The sequence below is a fragment of the Micromonospora sp. WMMD1219 genome (assembly GCF_049315215.1).
GTDB lineage: Bacteria > Actinomycetota > Actinomycetes > Mycobacteriales > Micromonosporaceae > Micromonospora > Micromonospora tulbaghiae.
The window spans coordinates 6340100-6352940 of the sequence record NZ_CP186057.1; the positions used below are offsets into that span (position 1 = coordinate 6340100).

The 12841-nt window shown below is 72.9% G+C and carries 13 protein-coding genes; 8 read left to right on the plus strand and 5 right to left on the minus strand.

Annotated features, from left to right (window positions below; genetic code table 11):
- The first annotated feature begins 41 nt into the window (after positions 1 to 41).
- On the plus strand, positions 42 to 1328 hold the full coding sequence (locus tag ACN27C_RS29625) for a glycosyltransferase (RefSeq protein ID WP_422749522.1): 1287 nt from the start codon (positions 42 to 44) through the stop codon (positions 1326 to 1328).
- Positions 1325 to 1966, plus strand: coding sequence for a sugar transferase (locus ACN27C_RS29630; protein ID WP_393351183.1), 642 nt, complete (start codon positions 1325 to 1327; stop codon positions 1964 to 1966). Before ACN27C_RS29625 ends, ACN27C_RS29630 begins: the two co-directional genes overlap by 4 nt.
- A 43-nt stretch (positions 1967 to 2009) precedes the next feature.
- Here the strand turns inward: ACN27C_RS29630 and ACN27C_RS29635 are convergent, their stop codons facing one another.
- On the minus strand, positions 2010 to 3068 hold the full coding sequence (locus ACN27C_RS29635; RefSeq protein WP_422749524.1) for a DegT/DnrJ/EryC1/StrS family aminotransferase: 1059 nt from the start codon (positions 3066 to 3068) through the stop codon (positions 2010 to 2012).
- Positions 3065 to 3934 carry a GNAT family N-acetyltransferase gene (locus ACN27C_RS29640; protein WP_422749526.1) on the minus strand — a complete coding sequence of 290 codons (870 nt, stop codon included), beginning with the start codon at positions 3932 to 3934 and terminating at the stop codon, positions 3065 to 3067. Before ACN27C_RS29640 ends, ACN27C_RS29635 begins: the two co-directional genes overlap by 4 nt.
- A 98-nt stretch (positions 3935 to 4032) precedes the next feature.
- On the opposite strand from ACN27C_RS29640, the gene ACN27C_RS29645 reads away from it, so the two are divergent.
- A complete protein-coding gene (locus ACN27C_RS29645) occupies positions 4033 to 4962 on the plus strand; it encodes an NAD(+)/NADH kinase (RefSeq protein WP_187690851.1) in 930 nt (309 codons plus the stop codon).
- 6 nt (positions 4963 to 4968) lie between these two features.
- On the opposite strand, the gene pgm is transcribed toward ACN27C_RS29645, so the two are convergent.
- Positions 4969 to 6612, minus strand: a complete 1644-nt coding sequence (gene pgm, locus ACN27C_RS29650; RefSeq protein WP_422749529.1) for a phosphoglucomutase (alpha-D-glucose-1,6-bisphosphate-dependent) — start codon at positions 6610 to 6612, stop codon at positions 4969 to 4971.
- 36 nt (positions 6613 to 6648) lie between these two features.
- The gene (gene glgC / locus ACN27C_RS29655) at positions 6649 to 7881 is read right to left on the minus strand and encodes a glucose-1-phosphate adenylyltransferase (protein ID WP_091423661.1); all 1233 of its coding nucleotides are present in this window, start codon (positions 7879 to 7881) and stop codon (positions 6649 to 6651) included.
- Positions 7882 to 7975: 94 nt separating this feature from the next.
- On the opposite strand from glgC, the gene glgA reads away from it, so the two are divergent.
- Positions 7976 to 9169 (plus strand): glycogen synthase, encoded by a 1194-nt coding sequence (gene glgA, locus ACN27C_RS29660; RefSeq protein ID WP_422749531.1) that lies wholly within the window; start codon positions 7976 to 7978, stop codon positions 9167 to 9169.
- Positions 9170 to 9286: 117 nt separating this feature from the next.
- Positions 9287 to 9841: a Uma2 family endonuclease gene (locus ACN27C_RS29665; RefSeq protein WP_244933402.1), complete on the plus strand. Its 555-nt coding sequence runs from the start codon at positions 9287 to 9289 to the stop codon at positions 9839 to 9841.
- A gap of 81 nt (positions 9842 to 9922) precedes the next feature.
- Here ACN27C_RS29665 and ACN27C_RS29670 read toward each other — a convergent pair whose 3' ends face one another.
- Complete coding sequence (locus ACN27C_RS29670) at positions 9923 to 10135, minus strand: AbrB/MazE/SpoVT family DNA-binding domain-containing protein (protein WP_422749534.1); 213 nt, start codon at positions 10133 to 10135, stop codon at positions 9923 to 9925.
- A gap of 83 nt (positions 10136 to 10218) precedes the next feature.
- Between ACN27C_RS29670 and ACN27C_RS29675 the strand changes: the two genes are divergently transcribed.
- From ACN27C_RS29675 to ACN27C_RS29685, 3 genes are read left to right on the plus strand one after another with little or no spacing between them, the layout of a single operon-like run.
- The gene (locus ACN27C_RS29675) at positions 10219 to 10962 is read left to right on the plus strand and encodes a class I SAM-dependent methyltransferase (RefSeq protein ID WP_422749536.1); all 744 of its coding nucleotides are present in this window, start codon (positions 10219 to 10221) and stop codon (positions 10960 to 10962) included.
- A gap of 31 nt (positions 10963 to 10993) precedes the next feature.
- Complete coding sequence (locus ACN27C_RS29680; protein WP_422749538.1) at positions 10994 to 11611, plus strand: TetR/AcrR family transcriptional regulator; 618 nt, start codon at positions 10994 to 10996, stop codon at positions 11609 to 11611.
- Positions 11608 to 12837: an NADH:flavin oxidoreductase gene (locus ACN27C_RS29685; protein WP_120570694.1), complete on the plus strand. Its 1230-nt coding sequence runs from the start codon at positions 11608 to 11610 to the stop codon at positions 12835 to 12837. Before ACN27C_RS29680 ends, ACN27C_RS29685 begins: the two co-directional genes overlap by 4 nt.
- Positions 12838 to 12841: the final 4 nt, after the last annotated feature.

Genomic DNA, 12841 nt, shown 5'->3' on the forward strand with positions numbered 1-12841 from the left:
AGCGGCGAACGACGCCGCGCCGACGGTTGGAGGCGAACCACGTGAGGCACGATCCCCGGTCCGGCGTCGCCGGCGACCCGTCCGGGCGCCGGTCACTGCGCGTCGCCGTCATCGTCAAGACGAACTACGGCGGACTCTGGACCATCCCGCAGGCGTGCGCCCTGCGGGATCGCGGCCACGAGGTGGTGGTGATCTGCCCACCCGGCGGGCGCCTGAACGACCGCCTGGCCGAGGCCGGGATCCGGACGGTGGCGTCGCCGTTCTCGTTCCGCTTCCGGCCCAGCCTCACCACGCTGTCCGAGCTGTGGCGGCTGCGCCGCCTCGTCCGCCGCCTGCGGCCCCAGGTGCTCTACCACCACCTGTACGCGGCCACGCTGGGCGCACGGCTCGCGACCGTCGGCCTGCCCCTGGCCCGGGTGCAGTTCGTCGCCGGCCCCGCGTTCCTGGAGTCACGGGCGGTCCGGATGGTCGAGCGGCTGCTCTGGCGGCTGGACCGCACGATCATCTGCGGCACCCGCTACACCTCCCGCCTCTACGGCGAGCTGGGCGTACCGGCGTCGCGCCGGCCGGCCGTGACCAGCGGGCTCAACCTGGCCTGGGCGACCGCCGACCTGCCGGACGACACGGCGGCGACGCGGGCGGAGGCCCGGGCGAAGTGCCGGGCCGATCTCGGGCTGAGCCCGGACCAGTTCGTCGTGATCATGGTGGCGTACGTCTATCCACCGCGGAAGCTCGCCGCCCACCGGGACCGCGCGTTCAAGGGCCACGACGTCCTGCTCGCGGCGTGGCAGGAGATCCGGTCCCGGCACCCCGAGGCGGTGCTGATGCTCGTCGGGGGCGGCTCGGACCAGGCCGGCGAGGACCACCGGCAGGAGCTGATCCGCCGGTTCGGGGTCGCCGACGACCACTCCGTCCGCTGGATCGACACCGCCGACGACGTGCGGCCCTACTACCGGGCGGCGGACCTCAGCGTGAGCCCGTCGCTGAGCGAGGGGCACGGCGCACCCCCCGAAGCGGCGCTGCTGGACGTGCCCAGCATCGTCAGTGACGCCGGCGGGCTGCCGGAGACGGTGGACGAGAGCTGCGGGTGGGTGGTCCCCCGGGACGATCCGGCCGCCCTGGCGCAGGCCATCGAGCACGCGTACATGGAGTTCCGGTCCGGGCGGCTCGCCGAGCGCGGGGTACGCGCCCGCGAACGGTCGCACCGGCACTTCGACAACCGGATCTCCGCGGTGCGGATGGCCGAGGTCATCGAGCACGCCGCCGGTGTCGGCGGACCACCCGGGGAGTACGCGCCGCCGGCCGCCGGGAAGGCGCACTCCCGGTGAGCCCCGCGCGGCGGTCGATCGAGCTGCGGCTCAAGCGGCTCATCGACATCACGGTGGCGCTCGTCGTGCTCGTGGTGACCGCGCCGGTGGTGGCGGTCGCCGCGTTGCTCGTCCTGGCCCAGTTCGGCAGCCCGGTCTTCTTCCGCCAGGAACGCACCGGCCGGTACGAGCGCCGCATCCGGGTCCTCAAGCTCCGGACGATGTCCGACGACCGCGACGCGGAGGGCCGGCTGCTGCCCGACGGGGTCCGCTGCCGGGGCATCGGCCGGACCCTGCGGCGGTTGAGCATCGACGAGCTACCGCAGATGGTCAACGTGCTCCGCGGCGACCTCAGCCTGGTCGGTCCCCGGCCGCTGCTGCTGCGCTACGACCCCTGGTACACCGACCGGGAGCGCAAGCGTTTCGAGGTGCGGCCGGGCATCACCGGGCTCGCGCAGGTCAACGGCCGCAACGACCTGGCCTGGACCGAACGACTGGAACTGGACGTCCGCTACGTTCTCGACTGGTCCCTCTGGCTCGACCTGCGCATCCTCGCGCGGACGGCGGGCAAGGTCCTGCGCGCCTCCGGTGTGGCGGTCGACCCGTCGGCGCAGATGCTCGACCTCGACCAGGAACGGCGCCTCACCGGCGTCCGCTGAGCCGGTCGGTGCCCGCCCGCGCCGGGCGGGCACCGACGCTCGTTCAGGCCGAGCCGGTGGGCACGCCGGACGGTCGCGACGCCGAGGCGCCGCTCTGGGCCGGCGCCGCCGGACGTCCCGCAGGCGCGAGCGCGCCGCGCTCGGGGAGTGTGCCCAGCGCCCGCTGGAAGCTCGCGACCAGCGCCGGGTAATCGGCCGGTGCGACGTCCTGGTGTACGGGGAAGTTGAGGATCTGCCGGGACAGCCGTGCCATCGACGGGTGATCCCGCAACTGCTCGATGAGCGTGTGGTAGAGGCTGACCATGCCGAAGCCCTCCCGGTTCATCTCGGCGTAGACGTGGTCGCGGTTCTCCCGCCCGGTCCCGAGGATCCGCACCGGCAGCGTCTGCGGGGCGTCGTCCGGCGCCAGGTCGGGCCACATCAGCTCGAACGCGACGCCGAATTCGGGCAGGCCGCGCAGCAGCGCGGTGAGGGCGCGGAAGTTCTCCTGCCGCCGCGCGGCGATGCCGAGCGTGTCGTGGTCGAGCACGTGCCGGGACAGGTCCGGCTCGGTCTCCCGCTGACCGGTGAGCCGGCCCGGGTCGCGGTAGGTGATCATCCCGCCACGTGCGCCGGGCATCGGCAGCATCTTGTGCAGGGAGTAGAGCGACACGTCGCCGGTGCGGCCGGCTGGCCCGCCGAGCGCGTGGGTGAACCACGCGTGCGCGAGGTCTTCGAGCAGCAGCGCGCCGTGCCGGTCGGTCAGCTCCCGGATCCGGCCGATCGCCCGTTCGGTGCGGCCGAAGTAGTGGATGACCACCACGACGTCGTAGGGGCGCTCCGCGAGCCGGGCCTCCAGCGAGGACACGTCCACCGCGAGGTCCTCGGTCAGGTCGTAGAAGCCGGGGTGGAGCCCGAGTTCGGTCACCGGGTCGAAGACGCCGCTGCCCTCGTTGGCGGACCATCCGATGAACGAGGGAAGCAGGATGTCGCGCCGCTCGCCGCGCCAGACCCCGGGCTGGGCGAGCAGGTCGCGCATGCCCTCCCGGGCCGCCCGGTAGAACAGGCTCGGCGTGCGGAAGGCAGCCGGGTCGGTGGCGGTCTTGGGGATCGTCTGCGTCACGGAAGCTCCAGTCTGGCGCGGATCTCGGAGGTGGACATCCTGAGTGAGCGGTTGACGGCCCGGAGCGGGCCGACCGCGCTGGGCGGCGCGTCCTCGCCGGGTGTCATGACCAGGACGCGGTCGATGCCGGGGAAGGCCCGGACCACGGCGGCGACGACGGCCGGCCGTCGCAGCGTCGCCGGGTCGAAGCACCGCAGCACCCGCGCGCTCGGCCGCCCCAGCACGTGGGTGGCGTCCCCCGCGACGACGGTGAGCTCACCGAAGCCGTACGTGTCGAGCCAGGCCCGGGCGGCGTGCAGCCCTTCGAAGCGGACGTCGGTGGCGGGCGCGATCCCGCCGAGCGCGAGGTCGGCGACCCACCAGGTGGTCGTGGCGTCGCCCGTGAACCCGAGCCGGTCGTAGAGGGCGCGGGCCGGGGCGTTGTCGGCGAACACGTCCAGCCGCATCGACCGGAGGTCGGGGTGGGCGCGGGCGTACGCGCGCAGCAGTTCCCGGGCGACGCCCCGGCCGCGGGCGGCCTCCACCACGCAGATGTAGGACAGGTGCGCCAGGCCCGGCTCGACCCGCGTCAGGTCGGCGAAGCCCAGCCGCCGGCCGTCCTCGTCCTCGGCCACCAGGAAGCACCGGCCGGGGAACGACTCCGGGTGCGCGAGCACGACCTCCCAGAACCGGCCGACGCCGGGCTGGGCCGAGGTGAGGTAGTCGTGCAGATGTCGCGCGAACGACGCCCGGCTGACCTCCGCCAGCCAGTCCGCGTCCGCGACGGTGGCCGGGCGGACCCGGACCCCGGATGCCGCGTTCGCGCGGGACGCCACCGCGACGCTCGGGAAGGGGACGATCGACTGGGCACCATACGGGACCGGCATGTTCACACCATAGTGGCCGCTACCACCCCAAAGGGGGATTTCGGATCACCGCCGCCCGGTCCCGGCCTGGTCCGGTCCCGGTGTGATGAGCTGTAACGGTGGCGGGCGATGTGCTGGGGCTGGTGCTGCACCCCACCCGGGACGTCTCCGAGGTGGTGGGGATCATCGCGGACTGGGCGGCCCGGCACCGCATCACGCTCGCGGTACGCACCGAGGACCGGGCGCGCGTACCCGCCTCGGTCGAGGCGGTCGCCGCGGACGAGCTGGCCGGGCGCTGCGCGGCGCTGATCAGCATCGGCGGCGACGGGACCATGCTGGGCGCGCTGCGGATGGCCGTCCGCGACCCGAAGCCGGTGCTCGGCGTGCACCTGGGCCGGCTCGGCTTCCTGGTCGAGGTGGAGCCGCCGGACCTGCCCCGGGCGCTGGAACGGCTGGTGGAACACGACTTCACCATCGAGTCGCACGCCTGCCTGGCCTGTGACGTCTGCGGCGACGACGTGGTGGCGTTCAACGACATCGCCCTGGTCCGGCAGCCCGGCGCGGGCTTCGTCACGGCCACCCTGGCGGTGGACGGCCAGCGATACGGCTACTACCGGTGCGACGCGCTGGTGGTGAGCACGCCGACCGGCTCGACCGCGTACAGCTATGCCGCGGGCGGGCCGCTGATCTCACCGGCCACCGAGGCGATGGTGGTGACACCGTCCGCGCCGATGGCCGGGATCTCCCGCTCGGTGCTGCTCTCCGCGCACGAGACGGTGCACCTGGAGCTGCGCGCGGACTCGGCGCCGGTGGCGGTGGAGATGGACGGGCTGCTGATCCGGCAGGCGGCGACGGAGGGTTCGGTGCACATCCGGTACGTCAAGGACGCCGGCCGGGTGGTCCGCCTCGACCCGCGCCGCTACCAGGAGCGCAACCAGCTCAAGCTGAGCCTGCTGGACCTGCCGCTGCTGCCGGACCAGTTGCGGGAGCTGTTGCCGGACGGGCTGCGGGAGCAGCTCAACCGCCGGGAGCTGCCCCCGCCCCGCTGAGCCGGGTCAGGCGGTGGCGAGCACGCCGTCGACCAGCGCCTTGGCCTCCTCCTGGATCCGGGCCAGGTGCTCCGGGCCCTGGAACGACTCGGCGTAGATCTTGTAGACGTCCTCGGTGCCGGACGGGCGGGCGGCGAACCAGCCCGACTCGGTGGTCACCTTGAGGCCGCCGATCGCGGCGCCGTTGCCGGGCGCGGTGGTGAGGATCGCGGTGATCGGCTCGCCGGCCAGCTCGGTGGCGGTGACCTGCTCCGGCGAGAGCTTCGCCAGGACCGCCTTCTCCTCCCGGCCGGCCGGGGCGTCGATCCGGGCGTACGCGGGCGCGCCGAAGCGGTCGGCCAGCTCGGCCCAGTGCTCGCTCGGCGTACGGCCGGTGGTGGCGATGATCTCGGCGGCGAGCAGGCAGAGCAGGATGCCGTCCTTGTCGGTGGTCCAGGTGCCGCCGTCCCGGCGCAGGAACGACGCGCCGGCGCTCTCCTCGCCGCCGAAGCCGACGGTGCCGTCGAGCAGGCCGGGCACGAACCACTTGAACCCGACCGGCACCTCCAGCAGCGGGCGGCCGAGGTCGGCCGCGACCCGGTCGATCATCGAGGAGGAGACGAGCGTCTTGCCCACCGCCGCGGCCGGGCCCCACTGCTCCCGGGTACGGAACAGGTGGCCGATCGCCACGGCCAGGTAGTGGTTGGGGTTCATCAGGCCGCCGTCGGGCGTGACGATGCCGTGCCGGTCGGCGTCGGCGTCGTTGCCGGTGGAGATTGCGTAGTCGTCGCGGGCGGCGATCAGCGAGGCCATCGCGTTCGGCGACGAGCAGTCCATCCGGATCTTGCCGTCGCCGTCGAGCGTCATGAAGCGCCACGTCGGGTCCACGAGCGGGTTGATCACGGTGAGGTCGAGGCGGTGCCGTTCGGCGATCTCGCCCCAGTACGCCACGCTCGCCCCGCCCATCGGGTCCGCGCCGATGCGCACCCCGGCGTCGCGGATCGCGTCGATGTCCAGCGCGGCGGGCAGGTCGTCGACGTACCGGGCGAGGAAGTCGTACTCGCCGGTGGTGGCGGCGGCACGCGCCCGCGCGTACGGGATGCGTTTCACCTCCTTGAGCCCGGCGGCGAGGATGGCGTTCGCGCGGTCCTGGATCCACTTGGTGGCGTCGGTGTCGGCGGGCCCGCCGTGGGTGGGGTTGTACTTGAACCCGCCGTCGGACGGCGGGTTGTGCGACGGGGTGATCACGATGCCGTCGGCGAGGCCGCTGGTGCGCCCCCGGTTGTGGGTGAGGATGGCGTGCGAGACCGCCGGGGTCGGGGTGTAGCCGTCGCGGCTGTCGCGCAGCACCGTGACGTCGTTGGCGGCGAGCACCTCCAGCGCGTCGGCCTCGGCGGGCGCGGAGAGCGCGTGGGTGTCCCGGCCGAGGAACAGTGGCCCGTCCAGGCCCTGTTCGCGGCGGTAGTCGCAGAGCGCCTGGGTGACGGCCAGGATGTGGTCGGAGTTGAACGCGTTGCGCAGGCTGGATCCGCGGTGCCCGGAGGTGCCGAAGGAGACCTGCTGCGCCGGGTCGTCCGGGTCCGGGTGCTCGGCGTAGTAGGCGGTGACCAGCCGAGGCACGTCGACCAGGTCGGCGGGCTGTGCGGGCTGGCCGGCACGGGGGTGGGCCACTGCGGGATCCTCCTCGGGTGTTGCGGTGGGGACTGCTCAGGGCTCGACGCGCTGGCCCTTGCCGATGACGACGATGCCGTTGTCGGACACGGTGTAGCGCTGGCGGTCCTTCTCCAGGTCGACGCCGATCTCGGCACCCTCCGGGACGTGGACGTTCTTGTCCAGGATCGCGCGCCGGACGACCGCGTGCCGGCCGATCTGGACACCCTCCATCAGCACGGCGCCGTCGACGTGCGCCCACGAGTGCACCTTCACCTTCGGCGCCACGATCGAGTTCTCCACCAGCGAGCCGGAGATCACCGAGCCGGGCGAGACCATCGAGCTGACCGCGCGGCCCACCCGCTCGCCCCAGGCGTGCACGAACTTGGCCGGCGGGTACGGCGGCTGCTCGGTGTAGATGGGCCACTCGAAGTTGTAGAGGTTGAACACCGGGTGCACGTTGATCAGGTCCATGTGCGCGTCGTAGAACGAGTCGAGCGTTCCCACGTCCCGCCAGTAGCCGCGGTCGCGGTCGGTGCTGCCGGGCACCTCGTTGTCCTTGAAGTCGTAGACGTTCGCCTCGCCGCGCTCGACGAGCATCGGGATGATGCTGCCGCCCATGTCGTGCTTGCTCGTCTTGTCCGCCGCGTCGCGCTCGACCGCCTCGCACAACGCCCGGGTGGTGAACACGTAGTTGCCCATCGAGGCGTAGATCTCGTCCGGCGCGTCGGGCAGCCCGACCGCGTCGGTGGGCTTCTCCCGGAACGCGCGGATGCGCTTGCCGTCCTCGCCGACCTCGATCACGCCGAACTGGTCGGCCGTCGCGAGCGGCTGCCGGATGCCGGCCACCGTGACCCCGGCGCCGGAGGCGATGTGGTCCTCGACCATCTGCCGGGGGTCCATCCGGTAGATGTGGTCGGCACCGAAGACGATCACGTAGTCGGGCTGCTCGTCGTTGATCAGGTTGAAGCTCTGGTAGATCGCGTCGGCCGAGCCGGCGAACCACCACGGGCCGCGGCGCTGCTGCGCGGGCACCGGCGTGACGTAGTTGCCCAGCAGCGTCGACATCCGCCAGGTCTTGGTGATGTGGCGGTCCAGCGAGTGGGACTTGTACTGGGTCAGCACGACGATCTTGAGGAAGCCGGCGTTCGCCAGGTTGGACAGGACGAAGTCGACCATGCGGTACATCCCGCCGAAGGGGACGGCGGGCTTCGCCCGGTCGGTGGTCAGGGGCATCAGGCGCTTGCCCTCCCCGCCGGCCAGGACGATCGCGAGCACCTTGGCAGCCATGCTCAGACGCTAACCACCCCGAACCGACTTCACCACTCGGACGCCCACACTTGCGCACCCGGTGCGACGTGGCGCTCTGCACTAGGGTGCGGGCATGGCACCGATGCGCGTCGACCTGCTCACCCGCGAGTACCCGCCGGAGGTCTACGGCGGCGCCGGGGTGCACGTGGAATACCTCGCCCGTGAGCTGCGCCGGCTCACCGACGTGCGGGTGCACTGCTTCGGCGCGCCCCGCGACGAGACGGGCGTCACCGCGTACGCCGAACCGGCCCCGCTCGCCGGCGCGAACGCCGCGCTGCGGGTCATGGGCGTCGACCTGGAGATGGCCGCCGGGACCGCCGGCACCGACGTGGTGCACAGCCACACCTGGTACGCCAACCTGGCCGGGCACACCGCGAAGCTGCTGCACGGGGTGCCGCACGTGGTGACCGCGCACAGCCTGGAGCCGCTGCGCCCGTGGAAGGCCGAGCAGCTCGGCGGCGGGTACGCGCTCTCCTCCTGGTGCGAGCGGACCGCGTTCGAGGCGGCCGACGCGATCATCGCGGTGAGCGCGGGCATGCGCCGCGACGTGCTCACCGCCTACCCGGCGGTGAACCCCGACCGGGTACGCGTGGTCTACAACGGCATCGACACCGCGCAGTACGCCCCGGACCCGGGCACCGACGTGCTCGACCGGCTCGGCATCGACCCGGCGAGGCCCAGCGTGGTCTACGTCGGGCGGATCACCCGGCAGAAGGGCCTGCCGTACCTGCTGCGCGCGGCCCGGGAGCTGCCCGCCGACACCCAGCTCGTGCTGCTGGCCGGCGCGCCGGACACCCCGGAGATCGCCGCCGAGGTGGAGGGGCTCGTGGCGGAGCTGCGGGCGACCCGGTCCGGGGTGGTCTGGGTGGCGGCGATGCTGCCCAAGCACGAGGTGATCCAGGTGCTCACCCACGCCACGGTCTTCGCCTGCCCGTCCGTCTACGAGCCGATGGGCATCGTCAACCTGGAGGCGATGGCCTGCGAGACCGCAGTGGTGGCGACCGCCACCGGTGGCATCCCGGAGGTGGTGGCCGACGGCGAGACCGGGCTGCTGGTGCCGATCGAGCAGGCCGGTGACGGCTCCGGCACGCCGCTGGACCCGGAGCGTTTCGTGGCCGACCTGGCCGCGCGGATCAACGAGCTGCTGGCCGACCCGGAGCGGATCGCGGCGTTCGGCGCGGCGGGGCGGCGGCGGGCCGTGGAGCACTTCTCCTGGCAGGCGATCGCCGAGCAGACGATCGAGGTGTACCGCTCCGTGGGGGTGTGAGGGCACCTTCTTGACAGTCCGCCCGAGACGACGGCCCGGCCCGGACTGCGGCACGCCGCACACCGTCCGGCGCGTCCGTGTCGGCCGCGAGCGCGCTCGGCCCGGTACGATTCCGGCATGAGCGCGGAGGCGGTGGGCAGATCCATGCCGTCGACCGTGTCGCTCGACGACCTGACCGCGATGATGGCCGCGGACGAGCACCATCGATACGAGATCAGCCCTGAGGGAGTTCTCTCGATCGTGCCGCCGCCGGGATACGCCCATGCGATCATCGCGACCCGGCTCATGGTGTGGCTCGCCCAGGGCGGCGTACCGGCGGATCACGTCGCCCAGGCAGTCGGGCTGCGCATCCCGGGCCGGCACGGCGGCGTCGGTGGACGCATCCCCGACCTCGTGGTGTGGAGCAAGACGCAGGCCGACGGCGTGTGGCTGCCACCGGGCGACGTGCTTCTCGTGGTCGAGATCGTCTCGCCCGGCTCCGAGGGCATCGACACGGTGACCAAGCGCGGCGAATACGCGGGGGCGGGCATCCCGCAGTACTGGGTCGTCGAGCAGGACCCGGCGCAGACCGTCACGATGCACCGCCTGAACGGCTCGCGTTACGACGTACGGGCCACCATGCCGCTCGCCTGGGTCCTCAACACCACACCGGTCGAGCACGACCTCGGCTGACGGCCCTGGCGGAACATCAATCGTCGGGCGCGATGAGGATCGATCCGGGGAAGTAGCTGCGGTAGCGTCAGCCGTCCCGGGTCAGCAGACGGTAGCGGCAGACCGCTGCGTGCGCGCCGATGTAGAAGTCGGCGATCGGCGAACGCTTGGCACCCCCACGCGACCGGTGCCGCGCGTGCGCCTTGCCGGCCAGGAAACCGGCCGGGTGCGTAGGGCACCGCCCTCCTCGATCACGTCCACCTCGTCGCCCTCGTGCAGATTGAGCCGAGCGCGCAGCTCAGCCGGGATGGTCACGCCCCTTGCTGTTCAACCTCATCGCGGCCCTCCCGTCACGCAATACAAAAGATACGTGTCACAAGCCTCGGTAGGGTCGCCCGATGCCCGATGCGATCTTCGCCGATCCGCGCCTCGCGCCGGTCTACGACGCCTTCGACTCCGACCGGGACGACCTGGCCGCCTACCTCGCGCTCGCCCGTGAGCTGGGCGCGCGCAGGGTGCTCGACGTGGGCTGCGGGACCGGGTCGCTGGCGGTCCTGCTGGCCCGGCACGGGCACGCGGTCGTCGGCGTCGACCCGGCTGAGGCGTCCCTCGACGTCGCGCGGGCCAAGGACGGGGCCGGCGCGGTCCGCTGGATCCACGGCGACGCCACGGCGGTGCCCGCGCTCGACGCCGACCTGGCCACGATGACCGGGAACGTGGCGCAGGTCTTCCTCACCGATGCCGACTGGGGGCTGACGCTCCGGAGCATCCACGCCGCGCTCCGGCCGCAGGGGCATCTCGTCTTCGAGACCCGGCGTCCCGATCGTCGCGCCTGGGAACAGTGGGCGACGGACACCGCCCCGGTCGTCCGATCCGTCCCGGGCGTCGGACGGGTGGAACGGCGTCTCCGGGTCACCGCGATCGACCTGCCGTTCGTCTCCTTCCGCTACACCTACCGGTTCCTGCGCGACGGAGCGGTGGTCACGTCGGACTCGACGCTGCGGTTCCGCGACCGCGACGAGGTCGAGTCGAGCCTGACCGCCGCCGGATACCGGGTGCTCGACGTGCGGGAGGCGCCTGATCGCCCCGGTCGGGAGTTCGTGTTCGTCGCGCAGCGCCGCCGTCCGGTCGCCGATTATTGACGCTTCCTGACAAAAATGCTTCACTGGCCACATGGCCTCGGACAACCCGCCCGCGCGGCGCCGACGTGGCCGGCCCACGGTGCTCGATCCCGAAGCGGTCGGCACCGCGGCCCTGCGGCTCTGGGCGGAGCACGGCTACGGCGCCACCGGCTGGGACGACATCTCCGCGGCCACCGGGATCAGCGCCCGCACCCTGATGCGGCACTTCCCGTCCAAGGCCGCCCTCGCCTGGGTGGGGGTGCCCGCCGCCACCCGGCGGCTGACCGACACGTTCCGCGCGCTGCCCCTCGACGTCCCGCTGTCGGACGCGCTGCGCGCCGCCGTGGTCGCCTCCGTCTCCGACGACGCGCTCGTGCTCAGCGCGGGCGGGTACTGGATGCGGGTCGTCGCCGAGGAACCCGAGCTGGCGGAAGCCTCCGCGCGCGCCTACGCGCCCTGGACCGAGGCCCTCGCCGGGGAGATCGCCCGGCGTCGACCGGGAGCGCCGACGGCGATCTACCACGCCGTCGCCACCGCGTACCGCGAGGCGGCCCAGGCCGCGCTGTACGACTGGGCCCGCGGCGGCCCCGACGGGTCGCCCGCCCACGCCGTCGACGCCCTGCTGCGTCTGCTCGACATCCGCATCACCACACCCGAGGAAGCCCCGTGACCACCACGCGCCCGATTCCCGACCCGCTCTCCCCCGCCACCCTCGGTCCGGTGCGCCTGCGCAACCGGGTCATCAAGTCCGCCACCTTCGAGGGGGCGACCCCGGACGCCCTGGTCACCGACCGCCTGATCGAGTACCACACCGCTGTGGGCCGCGGCGGCGTCGGCATGACGACTGTCGCCTACCTCGCCGTCGCGCCCGAGGGGCGCACCGAACGGGGCCAGATCTACTGGCGGCCGGAGGCGTTGCCCGGGCTGCGGCGCCTGACCGAGGCGGTGCACGCCACCGGCGCCAAGGTCAGCGCCCAGATCGGCCACGCCGGGCCGGTGGCGAACTCCCGCTCGAACGGGCTGCCCTCGCTCGCCTCGTCGGCGCGGTTCAACCCCCTGGCGATGGGCTTCGACCGCGCCGCGACGCACGACGACATCCGCCGCATCGTGGCCGCGCACGGCAGCGCCGCCGCGGCGGCGCGCGAGGTGGGCTTCGACGCCGTCGAGGTGCACCTGGGCCACACCTACCTCGCCGGATCGTTCCTGTCGCCGAAGCTCAACCGGCGCCGGGACGAGTTCGGCGGCGCGCTGGCCAACCGCGCCGAGTTCCCGCGCCGGATCCTGGCCGCCGTCAAGGAGGCCGTCGGCGACGACGTGGCCGTCATCGCCAAGATGAACATGAGCGACGGTGTACGCGGCGGTTTCGATCTCGACGAGTCGATCCCGTTCGCCCGGATGCTGCAGACCGACGGGCACCTGGACGCCCTGGAGCTCACCGGCGGGTCCTCGCTGCTCAACCCGATGTTCCTGTTCCGGGGCGACATCCCGCTCGCGGCGATGGCCGCGCCCCAGCCGCCGCTGCTGCGGCTCGGCATGAAGATGTTCGGCCGGTTCCTGTTCCACGACTACCCCTACCAGCCGCTCTACTTCCGCGACCTCGCGCTCCAGTTCCGCCGCGAGCTGTCCATGCCGCTGATCCTGCTCGGCGGCGTCACCGACCTGGACGGGATGCGCACGGCCATGAGCGACGGCTTCGAGTACGTCGCGATGGCCCGCGCCCTGCTCCGGGAGCCGGACCTGATCAACAGGATCAGCCGTGACGCCGCCACCCGGTCGCGCTGCACCCACTGCAACCTCTGCGCCGCCAGCATCTTCACCGGCACCCACTGCCCCCTGGACGCCGAGGGGACGGCGGCGCTCGTCGCCGCCGGCACCCGGCCCGTCGTCGCCCCGTAGCAAG

Coding starts and splice junctions, on each gene's coding strand:
- ACN27C_RS29640 (WP_422749526.1), bottom strand. CDS start 3,934: ATGCCGGTCCCGTATGGTGCCCAGTCGATCGTCCCCTTCCCGAGCGTC.
- glgC (WP_091423661.1), bottom strand. CDS start 7,881: ATGGCTGCCAAGGTGCTCGCGATCGTCCTGGCCGGCGGGGAGGGCAAG.
- glgA (WP_422749531.1), top strand. CDS start 7,976: ATGGCACCGATGCGCGTCGACCTGCTCACCCGCGAGTACCCGCCGGAG.
- ACN27C_RS29665 (WP_244933402.1), top strand. CDS start 9,287: ATGAGCGCGGAGGCGGTGGGCAGATCCATGCCGTCGACCGTGTCGCTC.
- ACN27C_RS29675 (WP_422749536.1), top strand. CDS start 10,219: ATGCCCGATGCGATCTTCGCCGATCCGCGCCTCGCGCCGGTCTACGAC.
- ACN27C_RS29680 (WP_422749538.1), top strand. CDS start 10,994: ATGGCCTCGGACAACCCGCCCGCGCGGCGCCGACGTGGCCGGCCCACG.